The organism is Streptomyces sp. NPDC004065 (assembly GCF_044903565.1).
Taxonomy (GTDB): domain Bacteria; phylum Actinomycetota; class Actinomycetes; order Streptomycetales; family Streptomycetaceae; genus Streptomyces.
Map to the genome: position 1 here is coordinate 25,469 of NZ_JBJDQT010000022.1, position 19,484 is coordinate 44,952.

Annotated in this window: 17 protein-coding genes and 1 tRNA gene; 8 read left to right on the forward strand and 10 right to left on the reverse strand. The window is 72.7% G+C overall.

Annotation, left to right across the window (positions count from 1 at the left end; genetic code table 11):
* Positions 1-117: 117 nt before the first annotated feature.
* Positions 118-771, forward strand: coding sequence for a DedA family protein (locus tag ACI2LW_RS22415; RefSeq protein ID WP_404732980.1), 654 nt, complete (start codon positions 118-120; stop codon positions 769-771).
* Positions 772-870: 99 nt separating this feature from the next.
* Here the strand turns inward: ACI2LW_RS22415 and ACI2LW_RS22420 are convergent, their stop codons facing one another.
* Positions 871-1,095: a DUF2277 domain-containing protein gene (locus tag ACI2LW_RS22420; protein WP_404732981.1), complete on the reverse strand. Its 225-nt coding sequence runs from the start codon at positions 1,093-1,095 to the stop codon at positions 871-873.
* Positions 1,096-1,159: 64 nt separating this feature from the next.
* Between ACI2LW_RS22420 and ACI2LW_RS22425 the strand changes: the two genes are divergently transcribed.
* Complete coding sequence (locus ACI2LW_RS22425; RefSeq protein ID WP_404732982.1) at positions 1,160-1,930, forward strand: MBL fold metallo-hydrolase; 771 nt, start codon at positions 1,160-1,162, stop codon at positions 1,928-1,930.
* 79 nt (positions 1,931-2,009) lie between these two features.
* On the opposite strand, the gene ACI2LW_RS22430 is transcribed toward ACI2LW_RS22425, so the two are convergent.
* Positions 2,010-2,519, reverse strand: coding sequence for a GNAT family N-acetyltransferase (locus ACI2LW_RS22430; RefSeq protein ID WP_404732983.1), 510 nt, complete (start codon positions 2,517-2,519; stop codon positions 2,010-2,012).
* 115 nt (positions 2,520-2,634) lie between these two features.
* Here ACI2LW_RS22430 and ACI2LW_RS22435 point away from each other — a divergent pair, with 115 nt between their 5' ends.
* The 4 genes from ACI2LW_RS22435 to ACI2LW_RS22450 all read left to right on the forward strand — a co-directional run bounded on the left by ACI2LW_RS22435 (position 2,635) and on the right by ACI2LW_RS22450 (position 5,747).
* Positions 2,635-2,985 carry a hypothetical protein gene (locus ACI2LW_RS22435; protein ID WP_404732984.1) on the forward strand — a complete coding sequence of 117 codons (351 nt, stop codon included), beginning with the start codon at positions 2,635-2,637 and terminating at the stop codon, positions 2,983-2,985.
* A 155-nt stretch (positions 2,986-3,140) separates the two neighbouring features.
* Positions 3,141-3,215 (forward strand) — tRNA-Val (locus tag ACI2LW_RS22440).
* A gap of 198 nt (positions 3,216-3,413) precedes the next feature.
* Positions 3,414-4,187 carry a DUF4097 family beta strand repeat-containing protein gene (locus tag ACI2LW_RS22445; RefSeq protein ID WP_404732985.1) on the forward strand — a complete coding sequence of 258 codons (774 nt, stop codon included), beginning with the start codon at positions 3,414-3,416 and terminating at the stop codon, positions 4,185-4,187.
* A gap of 75 nt (positions 4,188-4,262) precedes the next feature.
* Complete coding sequence (locus ACI2LW_RS22450) at positions 4,263-5,747, forward strand: hypothetical protein (protein ID WP_404732986.1); 1,485 nt, start codon at positions 4,263-4,265, stop codon at positions 5,745-5,747.
* A gap of 33 nt (positions 5,748-5,780) precedes the next feature.
* Here the strand turns inward: ACI2LW_RS22450 and ACI2LW_RS22455 are convergent, their stop codons facing one another.
* From ACI2LW_RS22455 to ACI2LW_RS22465, 3 genes are all read right to left on the reverse strand, one after another.
* Positions 5,781-6,896 carry an amidase domain-containing protein gene (locus ACI2LW_RS22455; protein WP_404733068.1) on the reverse strand — a complete coding sequence of 372 codons (1,116 nt, stop codon included), beginning with the start codon at positions 6,894-6,896 and terminating at the stop codon, positions 5,781-5,783.
* Between the two features lie 176 nt (positions 6,897-7,072).
* The gene (locus tag ACI2LW_RS22460; protein WP_404732987.1) at positions 7,073-8,356 is read right to left on the reverse strand and encodes a hypothetical protein; all 1,284 of its coding nucleotides are present in this window, start codon (positions 8,354-8,356) and stop codon (positions 7,073-7,075) included.
* Between the two features lie 66 nt (positions 8,357-8,422).
* Complete coding sequence (locus ACI2LW_RS22465) at positions 8,423-10,717, reverse strand: transglycosylase domain-containing protein (protein ID WP_404733069.1); 2,295 nt, start codon at positions 10,715-10,717, stop codon at positions 8,423-8,425.
* A gap of 722 nt (positions 10,718-11,439) precedes the next feature.
* On the opposite strand from ACI2LW_RS22465, the gene ACI2LW_RS22470 reads away from it, so the two are divergent.
* Positions 11,440-11,664, forward strand: coding sequence for a zinc ribbon domain-containing protein (locus tag ACI2LW_RS22470; RefSeq protein WP_404732988.1), 225 nt, complete (start codon positions 11,440-11,442; stop codon positions 11,662-11,664).
* Between the two features lie 119 nt (positions 11,665-11,783).
* On the opposite strand, the gene ACI2LW_RS22475 is transcribed toward ACI2LW_RS22470, so the two are convergent.
* The 3 genes from ACI2LW_RS22475 to ACI2LW_RS22485 are packed head-to-tail and all read right to left on the reverse strand — an operon-like array spanning position 11,784 to position 16,365.
* On the reverse strand, positions 11,784-12,617 hold the full coding sequence (locus tag ACI2LW_RS22475) for an HAD family hydrolase (RefSeq protein WP_404732989.1): 834 nt from the start codon (positions 12,615-12,617) through the stop codon (positions 11,784-11,786).
* Complete coding sequence (locus tag ACI2LW_RS22480; RefSeq protein ID WP_404732990.1) at positions 12,617-15,148, reverse strand: phosphoribosyltransferase; 2,532 nt, start codon at positions 15,146-15,148, stop codon at positions 12,617-12,619. The genes ACI2LW_RS22475 and ACI2LW_RS22480 overlap by 1 nt, the downstream gene beginning before the upstream one ends.
* Before the next feature lie 50 nt (positions 15,149-15,198).
* Positions 15,199-16,365 (reverse strand): HpcH/HpaI aldolase/citrate lyase family protein, encoded by a 1,167-nt coding sequence (locus ACI2LW_RS22485; RefSeq protein WP_404732991.1) that lies wholly within the window; start codon positions 16,363-16,365, stop codon positions 15,199-15,201.
* Positions 16,366-16,575: 210 nt separating this feature from the next.
* On the opposite strand from ACI2LW_RS22485, the gene ACI2LW_RS22490 reads away from it, so the two are divergent.
* A complete protein-coding gene (locus ACI2LW_RS22490) occupies positions 16,576-17,364 on the forward strand; it encodes a TerD family protein (RefSeq protein WP_404732992.1) in 789 nt (262 codons plus the stop codon).
* 102 nt (positions 17,365-17,466) lie between these two features.
* Here the strand turns inward: ACI2LW_RS22490 and ACI2LW_RS22495 are convergent, their stop codons facing one another.
* Together ACI2LW_RS22495 and ACI2LW_RS22500 are read right to left on the reverse strand one after the other, a co-directional pair.
* Positions 17,467-18,201 (reverse strand): Tellurium resistance, encoded by a 735-nt coding sequence (locus ACI2LW_RS22495; protein ID WP_404732993.1) that lies wholly within the window; start codon positions 18,199-18,201, stop codon positions 17,467-17,469.
* Between the two features lie 133 nt (positions 18,202-18,334).
* Positions 18,335-19,480, reverse strand: a complete 1,146-nt coding sequence (locus ACI2LW_RS22500) for a DUF475 domain-containing protein (protein WP_404732994.1) — start codon at positions 19,478-19,480, stop codon at positions 18,335-18,337.
* Positions 19,481-19,484: the final 4 nt, after the last annotated feature.

Consider the following 19,484-nt stretch of genomic DNA (forward strand, 5'->3'; position numbering starts at 1 on the left):
TGAATCACCCGTCACTCCCCCGGCGTACGCTGTATGGCTGTTCACAGGCCGCTCCTGCCGCTCCCCCGCGACACCGCGGCGTTCGGTACGGCCACGGGGGGAGTCAAGGGAGTTCGCGTGCTGGAAAGCGTGGAGAGGGTGGCCTCGGCCTCGGTCACCAGCGCTCCATGGATCTATGGCGTGGTGGCCCTGTCCGTGCTGCTCGACGTGTTCCTGCCGGTCCTGCCGAGCGGTGTCCTGATCGTCACCGCGGCCACGGCGGCGGCAGCGGGCTCGGCGGCCGGTTCGGGGGTCGCGACCGGGCAGGTGCCGCACGACGTCCCCGACATCCTGGCGCTGATCCTGTGCGCGGCCACGGCGTCCGTGCTCGGCGACCTCGTCGCCTACCGGCTGGCCCGGCGCGGCGGCGGCCGGCTGGACCGCGCGATCTCCCGCTCGCGCCGGCTGAGCACCGCGCAGGAACGACTCGGCGCGGCCCTGTCCAGGAACGGCGGCGGTGCGCTGGTCGTGCTGGCCCGGTTCGCCCCGGCCGGCCGCTCGGTCGTCTCCTTCAGCGCCGGCGCCACCCACCGCCGCGTCCGCGAGTTCCTGCCCTGGTCCGCCCTGGCCGGCCTGGCCTGGGCGACGTACAGCGTGGCCCTCGGCTACTTCGGCACCCGCTGGCTGGGCGCGGCGTGGCTGGCCACGGCGGTGTCGGTGGCGGCGCTGTTCGGCGCGGGGGCGGGAGCGACGTACCTGATGCGCCGGGAGCCCAGGCCCCGCCAGGCCTGAGGACACGGCGCGCCCGCGGCGGGCCCTCACCGCCCGGGGCACGGCGCCACCGCGCACCCGGCGCCCGGTCCCGCCACCGCCGCACCCGGCCGCGTCACCTCACCCGGCCTTGCGGGCCCCCCGCACCTCCAGCCCGGCCAGGAGCTCGCCCGTGGCCCGGGCGATCGTGTCGACCGCCCGGTCGAAGACCTCCCGGTTGTGCGCGGCGGGCGCCCGGAACCCCGAGACCTTCCGCACGAACTGCAGCGCCGCCGCCCGGATCTCCTCCTCCGTCGCCTCCTCGGGCAACGCGGGCGGGCGCAGTGTCCTGATACTCCGGCACATGACCCCAGTCTCTCCCGTTCTCCCCGGAGGGAATAGCTCCGTTCCCGATCCCCTTGGACCGGCCATGACCACCGTGCAGATCACCTACGTCGGCGGCCCCACCGCCGTGATCGAACTCGCCGGCCTGCGCCTGCTCACCGATCCCACCTTCGACGCCCCCGGCGAGTACCCGGTCGGCAGCCGCAAGCTGGTCAAGACGGCCGGCCCGGCCCTCGCGCCCGCCGCCGTCGGACCGGTGGACGCCGTACTGCTCTCCCACGACCAGCACCCGGACAACCTCGACGGCGCCGGCCGCGCCCACCTCGCGCAGGCTCCCCTCGTGCTGTCCACCCCCGCCGCCGGCGCCCGCCTCGGCGCCCCGGTGCGGGCCCTGTCCCCCTGGCAGCACACCGACCTCCCGCTTCCGGCCGGCGGCACCCTGCGCGTCACCGCCGCACCCGCCCTGCACGGCCCGTCCGGCTCGGAACCCCTGGTCGGCGAGGTCACCGGGTTTGTACTGAGCGGCGAGGGCCTGCCCAGGATCTATGTCAGCGGCGACAACGCCTCGCTCGGCCTGGTGCGCGAGATCGCCGGCCGCCACGGCCCGTTCGACATCGCCGTGCTGTTCGCCGGCGCGGCCCGCACCCCCCTCGTGCCGGACGCCCCGCTGACCCTCACCAGCGAGCAGGCCGCCGAGGCGGCACGCCTCCTCGGCGCCCGTCACGTCGTACCGCTGCACTTCGAGCACTGGGGGCACTTCACGGAGGACGGCGAGTCGCTGACGAAGGCCTTCGCCGCGGCCGGGCTCGCCGAACGCCTGCACCTGCTCGCACCCGGCGCCTCGGTCCGCCTGTGACCGTCCCGCCCGGGCGCACCAACGCCCGGGCGCACCGCCGCACGCCCCCGCACCCTCACCCGAGCAGCCGCACATGCCCTCAGCCCCCGAGGTCGGCCCGCCAGTCGTTCGATCTGATCCAGTTGCCCTTCGGATACTCGAAGTCCACCGGCCCGAGCAGGGTGAACCCGGCACGGCGGCACACCCCGTTCGACGCGGCGTGCTCCAGCTTCGGGAAGGCGTGCACGTACCGGTGGGCACCGGCGGTCCGCGCCTCGGCCAGCACGGCCCGGGCCGCCCGCCCCGCGACGCCCCGCCCCTGGAAGCCCGGCGAGACCGCCCAGCCGGTCTCCCACACCGTCCCCTCCCGCCACTCGCGCTCCCAGAACCCGATCGCCCCCGCGCTCTCCCCTCCGTCGGCGAGGACGATCCGGAACATCCGCCCCGCGGACAGCTCCAGATAGCGCCGGTGCCGCGCCGCGAGCTGCCCCTCGGTCTCCGGGCCGCCCAGATGCGCCGTCATCCCGGGACTGTTGTGCAGCCGCAGCAGCCAGAAGTCGTCCTGGGACCACGGTTCGAGCCGTACGCCGTCCACCCCTGTCTCGTCCATGGAAGCCACCGTAGGACAGGGGTCCGACAATCCGGCCCGCCGTCCGGCTCGCTCGAACGCATGAACCCTCCTGCGGAACTCGCCCCACAAATTCGAACAGGCGTAGCATTGCCGCGTGGCTACGACCTATGACTTCCCGAGTGACCTCCTCGCCGGTCAGGAGGAGCTGCATCAGGTCCGGGCCGAGCTGTCGGCCCTGCTCAAACGGCTGCCCTGGTCGGTCGAGCCGCTGGACGGCTTCAGCGACGACGGCGGCTGGCGCAAGGTCGAGCGCCCCGCCTCACCGGGCTGGACCGCCGACGAACAGGCGGAGGTGGAGAAGCTCCGCCGGCGCGAGCACGAACTCGCGGTGTTCGTCACCACCCACCGGTACTGGTCGCAGTTCACCGGCCCGGACGGCATAGAGGCCCGCAGCCGCCTCAAGCACGCCCACGAATCACCACCGAGCGGGGACGAGGACGCGTGAGCGGGGACGAGGCCCATGACGGGCACCTGGAGCGCGACGCCGGGTGATCGACCAGCGGCTGTCACCCGTGTCGCGCACGTCCACTCCGGCCCCGGGGACCGGGCAACGGGTTTGCGGGGCACTCCCCGAGGCAAGGTAGGCTGTCGACTCGCCGCGGGTGCGTAGCTCAGGGGTAGAGCGCCTGCCTTACAAGCAGGATGTCGGCGGTTCGAAACCGTCCGCGCCCACCAGTCGAAGGCCGCACGCAGGGCCCGGGTTCGTGGAGAGGGAATCCACGGACCCGGGCCTTCGTCGTGCCGGAACGCCGCCTGCGGGGGCTAACCCCACCATGGGCCGGGGAGTGGTCCGGATTCCCCGGTGGGGGCGGGGGTTCGTACGGTCGGAGGGAGCCGGGAAGGGCTCTTCGTCCGTCACAGGGGGAGACCGTCATGATCCGCCGTTCCGTTGCCGTTCGCTCCGCCGCCGTCGCCGGGGTCGTGCTGGCCGTCGTGGGCGCGGTCTCCGCGTGCGGGGCCTCCGCCGGGGACGACAAGGACCCCGACCACCGGTCCTTCGCGCTGCGCGGGACCACGCTGACCGTGGACTCCGACGACTCGGCTCTGGAGATCGTCGCCGCCGACGGCAACCGGGCGGGGACCGTGCGGGTGACCCGGTGGTTCCAGGGGAGGGTGGTGGCCGGCGGGGAGCCCCGGGTGACGTGGGCGATGAAGGACGACCGGCTGGTGCTGCGGACGAAGTGCTCGGGGATCGTCGCCGACTGCTCGGCCCGGCACCGGATCGAGGTCCCGCCCGGGGTCGCCGTGAAGGTCGAGGAGGAGGACGGAAGCGTGCGGGCGCGCGGGTTCCGGGACGCGCTGAGCGTCCGTACGTCCGACGGGTCCGTGCACGTCACGGACACCACCGGGCCGCTGGAGCTGCGCTCGGGCGACGGGTCCGTGCGGGCGGAGGTCGCCTCACGGCGGGTGCGGGCCACCACGGCGGACGGTTCGGTGCGGCTCCAACTCGGTGCCGTGCCGGACCTGGTGGAGGCGCGCTCCGGGGACGGCTCGGTGACGGTGGCGCTGCCGCGTGCCGCGTATCGCGTGACCACGCGGACCGGTGACGGCTCCGCGCAGGTGTCGGTGCCGCGCGACGACGGCAGCCGGCACGTGGTGTCCGCCCGGACCGGCGACGGGAACATCACGGTGCGTACGGCGAACTGACCGGCCCGTGTGTTCGTCCTGTACGAATGGGAGAATGTTTCCCACGCAGGGCGGATTACGGCACGGGAGAGACATGTGACGGCGACACCGGCGACACGGGCGACAGCTGCGCGGCCGTACTCGCCGTGGCCGGTGCCGCGAGCGGGGCGACCGCGGCCGTGGGGAGCCCGGCGCGGCGGCGGGCGGGTCCGGAGCGACGGCGGGCGGGTCCGGAGTGGCGGGGGCGCCGGGTCCGGGCTGAGGGCCGCTCGTGACGTGCTGGTGCTGGTGGCCCTGCCGGTGGTCGCCGTCCTGGTGGTGCCGGGCGCGTTCGCCGGGGGCGGCACGCGGCGCTGGTTCGGGGGGCGGGCGGAGAGTCAGCGGGCCGAGGCGCAGGCGGCGAAGGACGCCGCGGCCGCCGCGTTCTACGAACTGGACACCGCCCAGCGTGATCTGCGGATCTCGATGGAGACCATCACGGCGGTCGACGACTCGCCCGCCGCGCGCCGCGCGGTCGCCGACTTCGAGGCGCTGGGCCGGCGGATCGACGAGGCCAGTTCGCGCTACATCGACGCGGTGGACGCCCAGGACCTGGACCGGGACGACCTGGAGGCGGCGGCGGCCGCGCGGGCGCGCGCCGAGCTGACCCGGGCGAAGGACGAGCTGGAGAACGTCAAGCGGGAGCTGGACCGTTTCAGCGGTGGTCTGGGGCCGTTGCTCGGCAAGGCCGAGACGCAGCTGGCGCGGCTGGCGCCCGCGGTGGAGCGGGCCCGGCAGGCGCTGCGGGGCGCGAGCGACGCGCTGGACGCGGTGCGCGGCTCCGGTCTGCGGGCGGACGATCTGGCGGCCCGGCTGGCGGCGCTGTCGCCGGAGCTGACGAAGCTGAACCAGGGTGCGGGGCAGCACGGTGTGCAGCCGACGCTGGAGCGTGCCGAGCGGGTGGCGCGGGAGGCGGAGGCGATCCGGGCGGAGGCGGGGCGGCTGCCGGAACGGGCGGCCGAGATCGATCACCGGCTGGTGTCGCTGCGGACCCGGGCGCAGGCGCTGACGACGCGGGCGGGGCAGGTGGAGCCGGTGCTGAGCGAGCTGCGGCGGCGGTTCACGGCGGCGTGCTGGCAGGATCTGCAGCAGGTGCCGCGGCAGGCCGCGGACAGTGTCCGGCAGGCCGAGGGGAAGCTTCAGGAGGCGCAGGCGGCGCGTCAGGCGCAGCGGTGGCCGGACGCCACGGCGCTGTTGTCGACGGTGCGGGCGCTGCTGAACGCGACGGACGAGGCGGTGTCGGCCGCCGGGGACCGGCTGGCGCGGCTGAACGCGGTGCAGAAGGATCCGCAGGCGGAGATCGAGCGGACGCGGTTCGCGGTGCGGGACGCGCAGCGGCTGGCGATGACGGGGCGTACGACGCCGGATCCGCGGCACGCGCGGCCGCTGGACGAGGCGGTGGCCCGGCTGGAGCGGGCGGTGGCGGGTCTGGAGGGCCGCCACCCGGACTACTGGCACTTCCTTACGGAGACCGAGGCGGTCCGGGCGACGGCGGCCCGGGTGGTCACGCAGATCCGCGAGGAGCGGGGAGCCGGTCACTGAGGTGGTGCCGGTCCCCGCTCGGCGGGTGACGCGTCAGGTGCGGTAGGCGTAGTACGCCGCGTTGGGGTAGGACGCGATGAGGCTCGCCACCGACCTGTTGTAGGTGTTGGTGGAGTGGTACGACACGTACGGCACGCCCTGCGGGCTGCGGTAGGTGACGATCATGGTGTGGTCCTTGGACCCGTCCTTGTTGAAGTCCATCTGCAGTACGTCACCGATGTCGGCCTGGTAGACGTAGGGCAGGCTGGTGACCCGCTTGGAGGACAGGGCGAACCAGGAGAACTCGTTCACACCGACGAACGAGTCGGACTGGATCTCGGAGTTGCCGAACCACTTGTGGAAGTCGTACGTGTAGCCGGGTACGTGCTTCCAGCCGCCGGCCTTGAGGGCCTGGCTGACGAAGTTGGTGCAGTCGCCGCCGGCTCCGTGGCCGTTGAAGTCCGGGTAGTCCGGGTTGTACTTGCTCCAGTACTTCTGCGCGTACGCGGCCATGGCCTTGTAGTCGTAGGTACCGGAGGTCAGGTTCTTCTTGTTGGCCGGGGCGTTGCTCGCGGTGGACGAGCGGGGCGCCTCGGGCGGGTTGTCGTCGTCGGGCGTGGCGGCGACCTGCGGGGCCGGCGCGGCGACCTGGTTGACGGCGACGCCGTCGTCGGTGTCGCGGATGCCGGTCAGCTGCCAGTTGCCGTGCGAGTCGGCGCGGAACGTCAGCTCGTGGTGGGCCTGGAAGCCGGTGGTCTTCGGCTCGGTGCCGCGCACCTTCTTGTAGGTCAGGGTGGTGCTCTCGGTGACGGCGACCTTGGCGTTGCGGCCCTTGACCTGGGTGGCGTCCAGCGTGACGGTGGTGTTGCCGGCGCTGTACTTCTCGCCCAGCTGTGCCAGGCGGGACTTGCGGCCGCGCAGCTGGGAGAGCGCGGAGCTCTCCACGTGGGTCTGGGTGCCGGACAGGCGGACCTTGCCGGAGAAGCCGGCGGTGCGGCGCTTGCCGTTCTTCGTGCTGCTGCCGTCGTCCACCAGGGCCTGGGTGCGGTCGGTGAAGACCGCGTCGGCGAGCTTCTGGAAGGTGGCCTTGGTCGCCGCGTCCACCGTCGGGTCGTCGGTGACGGCCGCGCCCGCGCTCCAGTTCGGCACGAGGGCCACGCCGGCCACCAGCGAGGCGGCGGCAGCCGACACTATGGCGACGCGGCGCCGCTTACGGCTCAATTTCCTTGATTTCAATCTACGTTCCCCTCTACGCCGGTACACCTACCGGGCTGTCGCATCTTCGCACGACGGCAGTGACCGTTGTGAAGAGGGTGTGCGCAAGTGGAATCAAGGGGTTATCCGCGTCACTTGACCACCTGGGACCAGTCGGGTTCCTGTGCCGGGTCGAGGGAGCGCAGGGCCTGCAGGGTCTCGGGTTTCTGCGCGTCGAGCCAGTCGGCGAGTTCCTTGAAGGACACGCACTTGACGCCCTGTTTGGTGCATACGTTCTTGACGACCTGGTCGATGGCCTTCATGTAGATTCCGCCGTTCCAGTCCTCGAAGTGGTTGCCGACGAACAGCGGTGCGCGGCTGCCGTAGTAGACGCGGTTGAAGCCGGCCATGTAGGAGGCGACGGTCTGCTGTTCCCACTGGGGGTACTGGGCGGGGTTGCCCTTGGTCTCGCCCTTGGACTGGTTGTAGAGGAAGTTGAAGTCCATGGACAGTCCCTGGTACTTGCCGTCCTCGTAGGGCAGCATCTGCAGCGGGAAGTCCCATATGCCGTTCTTCTTGGCCGGCCATATCTGGAAGTCGCCGGGCGAGGAGGCGTCGTAGCGCCAGCCGTAGCTCTTGATGGCCTTCAGCAGGTTGGGCTGGCCCTCGAGGCAGGGGGCGCGTCCGCCGGCGACCTCCTTGCGGAAGTCGAAGGGCAGCGGGGGGATGTCGGTGAAGCCGGTGTTGGTCTTCCACTTCTCGGCGAAGGAGAAGAACTGGTCGATCTCGCTCTTCCACTCCTGGACGCTCCAGTCGCCGCCGCCCTTGGCGTCGCAGAAGTGGCCGTTGAAGTGGGTGCCGATCTCGTTGCCCTGCTCGTAGGAGAGGCGGAGCTGTTCGAGGGTCTCCCGGATGTGCTCGTCGGTGGCGTAGTCGATGGCGGCGGCGCCCGGGGAGTGCATGGGCGGGTGGTAGAGGTTCTTCTTGTCCTTGGGCAGCAGGTAGATGCCGGTGAGGAAGAACGTCATGTGGGCGTTGTACTGCTCGGCCAGCTCGCGGTAGTGGGAGAAGAGGTGGTCGCTGCCCTCGAGGGCGCCGTCCCAGGAGAACACCACGAACTGCGGGGGCTTCTCACCCGGTTTGAGCGGTACGGGCTTCAATTGCCCTTTCTGCGGGCCGGTGTACGAGGTGGAGCCGTCCCCGAGCACATGGGTCTTCCCGTCCCACTCGGGTTCCTTGCTGGGCTTGGCCGTGGCGCCCTTGGAGCCGCCCTTGGCGCCGGCGGAGGCGGTGGGGGTGGTGGAGTCGGGCCGGGCCAGCGCCAGGAATCCGGCCACGACGGAGGCGACGGCGAGCAGCGCGGCCAGTGTGATGAACTCGGGGCGGGTGCTGCGGCGGGCGCGGGCCTTGCGGCGGCGGCCGGGTGCGGACTTCATGGGCGGCTCACAGGTGTGGGAGGTGGTGCGGGTGCGGGTGCGGGTGCGGCGCCGGGGTCGCCACGGTCAGCCGAGCGGGTCCATGGCCTTGGACCAGATGCCGTACGGAACGCTGTCGGCCGCGGTTCCCGCGATTCCCTTCAGCGGCAGCGGTTCCAGGCTCTTGGACAGGTCCATGCGGTAGACGACGACCGCGGTCGACACCGATTTCGCGGTGCCCACATACCAGGAGGCCGTGTCGTCCGCCGTGGTTCCGGCCTTGCCCGCCACCGGGGTGGTGCCGGCCGCGCCGGTGGGGTGGGCGGTGCGGAAGGCGTCCGCGAGCGCGTCGGTGACGGCCTGGGCGACGCGTGCGGAGACCGCGCGGTCGCGGGGCGGGGAGTCCAGTTTCACGGTGGCGCCGTTGCGGGTGACGCGCCGCACCGAGTACGGCTCGGTGTGCAGGCCGCCGGCGGCGAAGGTGGCGTAGCCGTTGGCCATGCGGATGGCGCTGGGCCTGGAGTTGCCCAGGGACAGCGCGGGCACCTGCGGGCCGATGCTGGAGGGCAGCAGCCCGGCGGCGGTGGCCGTCTGCTTGACGTTGGCGAGGCCGGTGTCCATGCCGAGCTGCATGAACGGGGTGTTCACGGACTCGGCCAGGGCCCTGCGCAGGCTGATCCGCCCCCAGGACTTGTTTCCGTCGTTGTGCGCGGCGACCTTGCGGCCGCTGCGGTCCCAGTAGGGCCCCTCGGGTGTGGTGACGGGCACGGCGTCGTCTCCGTTGTAGAGGGTCTCCGGTTCGACCGGCTCGGGGGCGGCGCCGCGCTGCTTGGTGACGCCGTGTTCCAGTCCGGCAGCGTAGACGAAGGGCAGGAAGGCCGAACCGGCCGGCACGGTCGTGGCGTTGGACTCGTTGAAGCCCTGGGTGCGGTGGTCGGGGCCGCCGTAGACGGCGAGGATGCGGCCGTCGGCGGCCACCGAGGCGGCTCCGTAGTGGGCGGTCCTGGCGTTTCCGGGGTCGGTCTGCTTGGCCTTCTTGCGGGCCTTGGTGACGGCGTCGGTGAGGGTGGCCTCCCGTTTGCGGTCGAACGTCGTGTAGATCTGCAGCCCGCCCATGTCGAACTCGCGGTCCGATATGTGCGCGGCCTTCTTCGCGTACTGGGAGGCCAGTTCGACCAGGTAGTCGCTCTGCCGGCCGGTGTCGTAGAGCGGATTGCGCCTGAGCGGCTCGGGGAAGGTCCGGTACTTGGCGCGCTCGTCCGGGGAGAGCTTGCCGATCTTGACCATGCGGTCGAGGATCCAGTCCCAGCGCTCGACGGCGCGGCGGTGGTTGGCCTGGTTGAGGGTGGGGTCGTACAGGCCGGCGCCCTTGAGCAGGGAGGCGAGGAAGGCGGCCTCGCTGGCGTTGAGCTTGCTGACGTCCTTACCGTAGTAGGCCTGGGCGGCGCGCTGGATGCCGTAGGTGCCGCGGCCGAACCAGCTGGTGTTGAGATAGCCCTCGAGGATCTGGTCCTTGCTCATCCGGTTGTCGAGCTTGAGGGCGATCATCGCCTCGGTGAATTTGCGGCCGACGGTCTGGTTCTGCGTCAAATAGACGTTCTTGACGTATTGCTGGGTAATGGTGGATCCGCCCTGGGTGTCGCCCTTGCCGACGGTGCGCCACAGGGCGCGGGTGAGGCCCTTGAAGGAGATCCCGGGATCGCTGTAGAAACTCTCGTTCTCCGCGGCGAGGACCGCCCAGCGGACGTCCTCGGGTATGTCCTTCAGCGGCATGGCCTGGCGCTGCACCCAGCCGGTACGGGCCATGGGGGTGCCGTCGGACCAGAAGTAGACGTTGTCCTGCTGGGTGGCGTAGGTGTTGAGGTTCTGCGGGATGTCGGTGGCGGCGTAGGCGACGGCCAGCAGGAGCGTGCTCAGGCCGATGGCCGAGAAGGCCGCCCCGAGCCACTGCCGCCAGGACGGCATCCAGCGGCGCCAGCCGGTGCGGCCGGGACGCGGGTAGAGGGGTTTCAGCTTCCGGGCGTACGGCGCGAGCACGGCGGTCAGGGGTGCCAGCCGGCGGGTGACCGGGGCGAGCCGCCGTGCGGCGGCGGCCCTGGCCCCGGCGAGGGCGCGGGGCAGCCAGGGGCCGCCGCGTGGCTTGCGGCGGTCGGCGCGCCGGCCGGCCGGACCGGTGGCCGATGTGGCCTGGAAGACGCGCAGCTGCATGGTCTCGTGCGGCTCGGGACCGGCCTTGTCGCGGGCCGCGGCGCCCTGGCCGGTCTTCTTGCGCAGCGCCTCCACGCTGAGCTGCATGGTCTCGTGCGGCTCGGGACCGGCCTTGTCGCCGGCCGCGGCGCCCTGGCCGGTCTTCTTGCGCAGCGCCTCCACGCTGAGCTGCATGGTCTCGTCGGGGCGGGGCGTGGCGGCGGGCCGGGGCCGCGGCGTGGCGGCGGCCTCGGGCCGCGGCGCCCGGTCACGGCCGCCCCGCACGCCGCGCCCGTCGCGCACGCCGTGCCCCTCACGCCCGTCGCGCACGCCGTGCCCCTCGCGTCCGTCGCGCGTCTCGCGCCCCTCGCGCTCGCCGGGCCCCGCGGGCCCGTCGCGGCCGTCCCGCTCGTCACGGCCGGTGTCGCGCCGGCCCGCGTACCCGCCGCCAGGGCTCTCGCCGGAACGCCCGCCGGGCCCGGCCGCGGGGCCTGGCCGGGCCTCGCGGCCGCCGGCGTGCCGGTCGTCGTGCTCGGCGCCGCGCGACTCGTCACGTCCGCGCAGCGCCTCGACGTTGAGCTGCATCGTCTCGTCCGCGGGCGGGCGGGCGCCCGGCACGCGTCCGGGCGTGGCCCGGTTGTCACGGGATCGGCGGCCCCCCTCCGGGCGGCCTTCCCCCTGCCGTTCCTCGGTCACGACTGCGTCTCCCTCCGCACTTCGTGGTGCTCGCGCGCGGGTTGACACAGCTGCCGCGATCGCGGCTGCCAGCCCCCTGTTCCCCAGCCGCCTCGCGGCCCTCGCGGCCCTACAAAATTATCAGCGATCTTTTCAATTTCTCCGCGCAGGAATGGGACAGAAACCAACACATGAGAAACCAGGGGGCCTGTGTGTCCGGTCACGGCGCTTAACCTGGGCGCATGCCACGTTACGAGTACCGCTGCCGGAGCTGCGGCGACACCTTCGAACTCAGCCGTCCCATGGCGGAGTCGTCCGCCCCCGCGACCTGCCCCGCGGGCCACGACGACACGGTCAAACTGCTGTCCACGGTCGCGGTGGGCGGCTCGGCGAGCGCCCCGGCCGCCCCGCGCCCCGCCGGGGGCGGCGGGGGCGGCTGCTGCGGCGGAGGCTGCTGCGGCGGCTGAGACGAGACCCTCCCCACCGCGGCCGGCGGGATCCGGCGGGTGGGTCGGGCCCCCTGCCGGGCCCTCGCCGACCCGCCGCCGGCCGCCTGCCGACCCCCGGCCGACCCCCCGCCGGCCCCCTACCTGGCCGCCTGAGCCGCCTGAGCCGCCGTCAGGAACTCGCGCAGGATGCGCTCCCCGGCGAGCACCCCGCGCTCGGGCAGCGCGGTGATGCCGGGGGCCGTCCAGTTGGTCTCGGCCAGTTCGCCGTGGCCCGGGCGCCAGCCGCGGTCCACGGCGAGCAGCAGGTCGGCGTCCAGCAGCGAGTCGCCCGCGCCCAGCACCAGGTCCGCGCCGGTGCGGCGGGCGACCTCGTGCACGGCGGCGCTCTTGGTGAGCGGCTGGGGCACGGCGTAGACCTTGCGGCCCTGCAGGGAGACCGTCCAGCCGCGGTTCTCGGCCCACGCCCCGAGCTCCTTGACCCAGTCCTCGGGGAGCAGTTCGCGCTCCACCACGAGGTAGGCGAACAGGTCCTCGGCGACCCGGTGCTTGCGCACCCAGACCGGGTCCGCGGTGCGCAGCAGATGCTCGCGCACCTCCTCCAGCGGCGCGCACTCGCCGGCCAGGCGGGCGGTGACCTTCCGGTGCCAGGTGTCGTCGGAGACGCCGTCCACCAGCAGATGGCCGCCGTTGGCGCAGATCGCGTACTTCGGCGGCGGGCCCGGCAGGCTGATCCGCAGGTACTGCTTGCGGGTGCGGGTGGTGGCCGGCACGAACTCCGCCCGGCCGGCCAGTTCCGTCAGCAGCCGGGACGCCGTCTCGGTCAGGTAGGACAGCGGCCTGCTCTCGTGCACCTCGACGCACAGCAGTCTGGGCGCCCGGGCGTCGGGCATGGTCAGCGCCAGGGCCGCCGCGGAATAGATGAGGGTGCGGTCGAGGTCGCTCGCCACCACGACCGGCGTCACGGCCCGCATCACCGGCTCACCGCCCGGCCGTCGGCGCCGGTGGCCCCGCGCGTGTACCTGGGGTGGATCAGCCCCACGCAGGTGTACGGCAGCCCGTCCACCTCCTCGACCGGAACGCCTCGCTGCTCGGCCAGCAGGCGTACGTGGTCCAGGTCGGCGCCGGCTCCCGCGCGCGCCAGGATGCGCCAGGGCACCCGGCGCAGCAGCACCCGCGTGGTCTCGCCGACGCCCGGCTTGACCAGGTTCACGTCGTGGATGCCGTACTCCTCGCTGATGCGCTCCACGGCCGCCCAGCCCTCCCAGGTGGGGGTGCGGTCGGTGGCGAGGAGTTCCTTGACCGCGGCGTCGACGCCGTCCGCGACGGCGGGGAAGCACGCGGAGACGGTGTCGAGGAAGACGTTCGAGACGTCCGCGCCGGCCAGCTCGCGGTAGTACTTGGCGCCGTGGTAGTCGTCCGGGCCGACGAGGTCGGCGCGCAGGACGGTGCGCGAGACCAGCCCGGAGACGGTCGAGTTGAGGCAGGCCGAGGGGATCAGGAAGTCCTCGCGGGTGCCGTACGTCCGCACGCACGAGCCCGGGTCGGCCAGCACCGCGATCTCCGGGTCGAAGCCGGCGGCCCCGCCCGCCTCCTCGAACCGTGTGATCGCCTGGGCGAGTTCGCGGGTGATGGCGCCCTTGCCGGTCCAGCCGTCGACGAAGACGACGTCGGACGGGTCGTGGTGGGCGGCCAGCCAGCGCAGCGCGTTGGCGTCGATGCCACGCCCGCGCACGATGGAGACGGCGTAGTGCGGCAGGTCCAGGCCGTGCCGGTACCGCGCCCAGCGGCGCATGAGCACCCCGACCGGGGTGCCGGCCCGGGCCAGCGAGACCAGCACGGGGCGGGGCGACCGCTCGGCGAGGACGGTGTCCGTGACCACCCCGACGGCCCGCGCGATACGGGCGGCGGAGGCCTCGAGCGCCGCGTGGAACAGCTCCTGGTACTGGTCGCTGGGCTGGTACTCCACCGGCAGCGACTCGGCGTAGTGGGCGCCGCCGCTCTGGATCGCCTCCTCGCGCTCCTCGGTCGGCGCCTCCAGCGTCACCTCCGACAGGTCCTGCAGCAGCCAGCCGACCTCGTCGGGCGCGTACGAGGAGAAGGCGGGGCCGCGCAGGGGCTCGGGCAGCATGAAGGGCCTTTCGTCGGCGTGCGGGGCGGCGGGGACGTACGACGGTACGACCGCGAGCAGGACGTGCGGGGTGTGTGCGGCGAGCCGGGCGAGCAGGCCGTCGGGCGCGTGCAGCGCGGGCGTGTCGGCGGCGGAGTCGACGACGGCGACCACGGCGTCGAAGCCGCCGCCCGCGACGTTGTAGGCGTAGCGGTCACCGGGGCCGTCGGCGGGGTCGTCGTGGGCGGGGAAGACCAGGCGGGTGCGGATCGCGTATCCGGGGTCGTCGACCGCGAGGACCGGCGAGCGGGTGGTGGTGGAGTACCGCACCTCGGCGCCGGCGATCTGCTCCAGTTCCCTGGCCAGCCGCAGCGGCGCGTACATCAGCTCCTCGAAGCCGAGGACCAGTACCCGGCGGGCGCCGGCGGGCAGCGACTCCGCCAGCCGTGCGGCCATGGCGGGCAGCGCGCGCTCCAGCCGCCGCCGGTGCGCGGGCAGGAACCCGTGTCGTCCGCCGTCCGGGACGCCGCGCGGCCACCGCAGGTCCACCCGCTCCACCCGGGCGCGCGGCCGCTGCGCGGGCACCCCGCCCGGCGCACCGCAGGCCGCACCGCCCGGCGCACCGCCCGCCGGGGCCGTCGCCGGGGCCGGGGCCGTCGCCGGGGCCGCGGCGGCGGCCTCGTGGCGGGCGACCAGTTCCCGGCCCCTGGCCAGGACGTCGGCGGGGAGCCGGACCGTGCCCGAGGCGGAGGCGACCAGGTCGACGCGGGCGCCGGTCCGGCGGGCGAAGTCGCTCAGCCGGTCCGCGTCGGCCGGGGAGCGCATGTCGACCAGGGCGACCACCACGTACCGGGTGCGCGGATGGCGGGCGTGCAGGTCGCCGAGGGTGTTGAGGACCGTGTTGCCGGTGGAGAACTCGTCGTCCACCAGGACCAGCGGCCCGTCCCCGGCGAGCAGGTTCGGGTCCTCGGGCAGCAGCAGGTGCGAGGTGGCGTGCGAGTGGGACTCCTCGAAGCCGCCGGCCGGCCGCACGCCGGGGACCGGGCGGCGGGTGGAGTGCAGGTAGGGGGCGAGGCCCAGGCCGTCGGCGACCGAGTGACCGAGGCCGGTGGCGGTCTCGGCGTACCCCAGGACGACCGCCCGGGCGGTCTCCCGCTCGCCGAGCAGTTCGCGCACCCGCCGGCCGAGCGCGAAGCCGTGCGCGTACACCACGGAGGGCGACTGGGGCACGTGCTTGCCGAGCACGTTGGACACGAGCAGGTGCGCCCGCTTGGGGTTGCGGCGCAGGGCCAGGCCGAGCATGCCCGTCAGCCCGTCGTCGCCGACGAGTTCGACGCCGAGCCGCTCGGCGACCCAGGTGCCGGACCAGACACCGTCGTTCACTGCGTTGTTCATGCGTTCCTCGGGTGAGCCCCTTGCGGGGAGGCGGGAGGCGGGGTGCGCGGTCAGCCGGGGACGCCGGCGGCGAGCAGTTCCACGAAGCCGACGTCCGCCCTGGCGACGCCGAACACCTCGGCCCGCAGCAGGGTCCGCTCCGCCCAGGCCCGGTGCGGCTTCACCTCGTTCATCTTGTTGGTGTACGCCGATCTCAGCACACCGCCGCCGTCGCGTTCCGGCCGCAGGATGTCCGCCGCGTCGCTGAACTCCTCGTGGCTGACCACGGACAGCGCGTGCACCGGCAGCACATGGGAGGGGTGGATGCAGGTCTTGCCGAGCAGGCCGTTGGCCTGGTCCAGGGAGATCTCCCGCAGCAGCCCGTCCATCGCGTGCTCGATCAGTGTCTCGCGCAGCCGGACCGCCTGCACCTGGGCGAACGGGCTCTGCCGCAGCTGCGGCTTGAACATGCGCTCCGGCACCCGGAAGTACTCCCACACCGGCCCGGTCACCGTGAACCCGGTGCCGTCGGCGCGGGCCAGCATGTTCACCACGTCCGCGATCACGGAGGCGACGACCTGGACGTCGTAGGCCGTCATGTCGGGCGACCGGCGCAGGCCGTAGGAGGAGCAGAAGTCGGTCACGCCCAGGCGCAGCGCGAGCACCCGGTCGCGGTACTTGTCGACGGCGCGGAAGATGCCCTCCAGGGTCTCCACCCGCGACTCCCGGTACAGCAGCTCGGGCGACTCCAGCACGGGCATCGCGAACAGCCGGCGTCCGCTCGCGGCCTCGGCCGCCTGCAGCGCCTCCAGGAACGGCAGGCCGCGCTCGGCGGTGAACTTCGGCAGCACGAAACCGGACAGCAGCCGGACGGTGGGGCCGAAGCGCCGCACCAGATCGGGTATCTGGCCGGGCTCACGGACCCGGATGAACAGCAGCGGCAGGTCCGCGCCGGGGCGTGCGGCGAGGCCGGCGAACTGGCGGACCAGGTTCTCCTCGCCGTGGGCCACGTCCGCGTCGTCTATGGAGTCCTCCAGGCACAGCACCATCGACACCACGCCGCGCGCGGCCTGCTTGACGATGTCGTCGGCCAGCCGGGGCCGGGTGGCCGGGCTGTACAGCGTGGCGCCCAGGGCGGCGGACAGCAGCCGGGCCGGGGAGTCGGCGGTGAACTCGCACGGCTCCTGATGGAACAGGCGCTGCCGCACCGTGGGTGCGAGGTGCCCGAAGTGACGCATGAACTCCCCCGTGGTGACGCGAGTGGCCGGTACAGAGCGGTGAAAAGGTGGCCGGTAATAGTACGTACAAATCCATGTCAGCAGTTCCCGCCGGGCATGAATTTCTGGTAACCGGGCCATGGCGGGATCTGTCCGGACAGTCGCGCACCACCGGCCGCCCGTCCACCCCCCGCGTTGTCGTGACCAGGACCGAGAAGGCAGGATGACCGCATGACGCACGCGATGCTGAAGGGGTCGAACATCCCGCTCGAGGCCGCCACGGTACGGGCCGTGCTGCGCTGGACGCCCGGACAGGGCGTACCGGACGTCGACGCCTCCGCGCTGCTGCTGGGCCCCGACGGCCGTGTGCGCTCCGACGAGGACTTCGTCTTCTACAACCAGCCCCGGCACCCCTCCGGGAAGGTCTGGCGGCTGGGCAAGAAGCGGGCCGCGGACGGCATGACCGACACGATCCAGACGGACCTCGCCGGGACCGAGTCCGGCGTCGGCCGGATCCTGCTGGTCGCCTCGGCGGACGGGGTGACCTTCGACCAGGTGCGGTCCCTGCGGATCTCGCTGTACGACGCGGCGGTCGCGGACGGGGAGCCGCTGGCCCACTTCGACATCAAGCCGGAGACGGGCCGGGAGACCGCGCTGATCTGCGGGGAGCTGTACCGGCGCGGGGACGGCTGGAAGTTCCGGGCGCTCGGCGAGGGCTACTCCAACGGTCTGAGGGGGCTCGCCACGGACTTCGGGATCTCGGTGGACGAGTCGGAGGAGGCCGCGGCGCAGGAGGGCGCGGCCGCGGGCACGGTGGCGCAGCCGCTGCCGCCCGAGCAGCCGGCGACGTACGGATACCCGCAGCAGCCCCAGCCGCAGCCGCAGCCCGCGGCGGCCCAGCCCGCCTACGGGTATCCGCAGCCGGCGTACGGCTATCCGCAGCCGGCCGCGGCCGTCCCGGCGGGGGTGCCGTCGGAGTTCCGCCTCCCGCCGCAGGGACCGCAGTTCATCGGCCGGTAGCGGCGGCGGGGCGGGCGACCGCACGGACCGCACGACCGCGCGGGCGGGGCGGCGGCCGGGCGGGCGACCGCACGACCCCATGACCCCCGCGCGTCCGTACACCTAGCGGTCGGCGGTCTTGTAGCCGCGCCCCCACTGCAGGCCCCAGCCGTAGAGGCGGTCCAGTTCGGCCTGGAAGCCGTAGACGAACTTGACCTCGCGGCGGACGACCAGTTCCCCCTTGACGTTCTCGATCAGGACGACCGCGCACGAGCGGGCCTGCGGCTGGCGCTCGTCCAGGCCGATCTCGATGCGCGGCCCGTTGCTCGGGTAGAGCGTGACGATCGCGTGGGTGCGGTCGAAGGCCGGGGTCTGGTCGTAGATGTAGACGAAGACCAGCAGGCGCTTGATGGCGTCCCGGTGGTCGAGGTTGACGTAGATCGTCTCGCCGGAGGCCGAGCCGAACCGGTCGTCGCCGCTGAGCTTGACGTACGGCGGCGCGTTGACGTCGCCGAGGAAGTTGCCCAGCGGCTGGACGACGCCCTTGGTGCCGTCGGCCAGCTCGTACAGGCAGCCCAGGTCCAGGTCGACGTTGACCATGGACTGGCTGTGGCCCACGACCTCGGGCGGCCTGAGCGCCTTGAAGGGGTGGCGCAGCAGGCTCTCCCGGGCCGAGCCGCCGATGTCGGAGGTGCGCATCCGCCAGGTGAGGTTGATCCGCAGATGGCCGGTGGCCGCGCCCTGCTTGGTCAGCGACACCTGGTGGTGCCGTTTGGTCAGCTCGATGGCGTTGGACGCGGCGCTGCCCGAGTCGAACTCGGCCGCGCGTCCGCCCAGCAGACCGTCGAAGAAACCCATCTCCCGCCCCCATGTCCTCCCCGTGCCGACTGCCCCCGCTCACGTACCGCGGGGCGGCCGGCCGAGGTCGCGGCCCGTATGGCCGTCGCCTCGTCGACCGCCCCGCACAGAGCGTTCCTCACCCGGAGGGCCGTCACACTTTGGAGGACACCTCGGTCTTCGCGTCCGAGCCCGCCGTCTCCTCGGCCGCCGCCAGCGCGCGGTTGCGGCGCACGGACGACCAGAAGGACCAGGCGATCAGGATGACGCCGACCAGGCCGGTGATCACCTCGTTGATCTCGTACTGGATGGTGACCATGAGGATCACGGCCAGCGCGCCGATCGCGTAGTGCGCGCCGTGCTCCAGGTAGACGTAGTCGTCCAGGGTGCCCTGGCGGACCAGGTAGACCGTGAGCGACCGGACGTACATGGCGCCGATGCCGAGGCCGAGCGCCATCAGGACGATGTCGTTGGTGATGGCGAAGGCGCCGATCACACCGTCGAACGAGAAGGACGCGTCCAGGACCTCCAGGTAGAGGAACATGAAGAACGCGGCCTGGCCGGCCAGCTTGACCGCCGAGCGTGGTTTCCCGCTGCGGGCGGCCGCTTCCTCCTCCTCGTGCTCGCGCTCTTCCTCCTCCTCGAGTCTGTCCTCGAAGTAGCCGGACAGACCGCCCACGACCATGTACGTGATCAGACCGGCGATGCCGGCGATCAGCACCGTCTGCGCCTTGTCGACGTGCGCGCCGCCGTGCTGGTGGGCGTGGGTGGCGAAGGTGAAGGAGGTGATCAGCAGAACGACCAGGGCGATGCAGACCGACAGCATGTCGACCTTGCCGAGCTTGGCCAGCGGCCGCTCGATCCAGCGCAGCCACTGGATGTCCCGGTCCTCGAAGATGAAGTCGAGGAAGATCATCAGCAGGAACATGCCACCGAAGGCGGCGATCGCCGGGTGGGCGTCGGTCACCAGCTCCTGGTAGCGGTCCTTGTTGTTGATGGCGAGGTCGACGGCCTCGATCGGGCCCATCTTGGCGCTGATGGCGACGATGACGACGGGGAAGACCAGCCGCATGCCGAAGACCGCGATCAGCACGCCGATGGTGAGGAAGATCTTCTGCCAGAAGGCATTCATCTTCTTCAGGATCCCGGCGTTGACCACCGCGTTGTCGAACGACAGCGAGATTTCCAGGACGGCGAGGATCGCCACGATGCCGAAGGCGGTCCACCCCCCGTAGAACGCCGCCGCGACCAGGCCGAGCGCGGTGATCGCGAACGACCAGCCGAAGGTTTTCAGAAGCACTGGC

Coding starts and splice junctions, on each gene's coding strand:
- ACI2LW_RS22425 (WP_404732982.1), top strand. CDS start 1,160: ATGACCACCGTGCAGATCACCTACGTCGGCGGCCCCACCGCCGTGATC.
- ACI2LW_RS22485 (WP_404732991.1), bottom strand. CDS start 16,365: ATGCGTCACTTCGGGCACCTCGCACCCACGGTGCGGCAGCGCCTGTTC.
- ACI2LW_RS22495 (WP_404732993.1), bottom strand. CDS start 18,201: ATGGGTTTCTTCGACGGTCTGCTGGGCGGACGCGCGGCCGAGTTCGAC.
- ACI2LW_RS22465 (WP_404733069.1), bottom strand. CDS start 10,717: ATGCAGCTCAGCGTGGAGGCGCTGCGCAAGAAGACCGGCCAGGGCGCC.
- ACI2LW_RS22490 (WP_404732992.1), top strand. CDS start 16,576: ATGACGCACGCGATGCTGAAGGGGTCGAACATCCCGCTCGAGGCCGCC.
- ACI2LW_RS22470 (WP_404732988.1), top strand. CDS start 11,440: ATGCCACGTTACGAGTACCGCTGCCGGAGCTGCGGCGACACCTTCGAA.
- ACI2LW_RS22430 (WP_404732983.1), bottom strand. CDS start 2,519: ATGGACGAGACAGGGGTGGACGGCGTACGGCTCGAACCGTGGTCCCAG.
- ACI2LW_RS22460 (WP_404732987.1), bottom strand. CDS start 8,356: ATGAAGTCCGCACCCGGCCGCCGCCGCAAGGCCCGCGCCCGCCGCAGC.
- ACI2LW_RS22445 (WP_404732985.1), top strand. CDS start 3,414: ATGATCCGCCGTTCCGTTGCCGTTCGCTCCGCCGCCGTCGCCGGGGTC.
- ACI2LW_RS22420 (WP_404732981.1), bottom strand. CDS start 1,095: ATGTGCCGGAGTATCAGGACACTGCGCCCGCCCGCGTTGCCCGAGGAG.
- ACI2LW_RS22475 (WP_404732989.1), bottom strand. CDS start 12,617: ATGCGGGCCGTGACGCCGGTCGTGGTGGCGAGCGACCTCGACCGCACC.
- ACI2LW_RS22480 (WP_404732990.1), bottom strand. CDS start 15,148: ATGAACAACGCAGTGAACGACGGTGTCTGGTCCGGCACCTGGGTCGCC.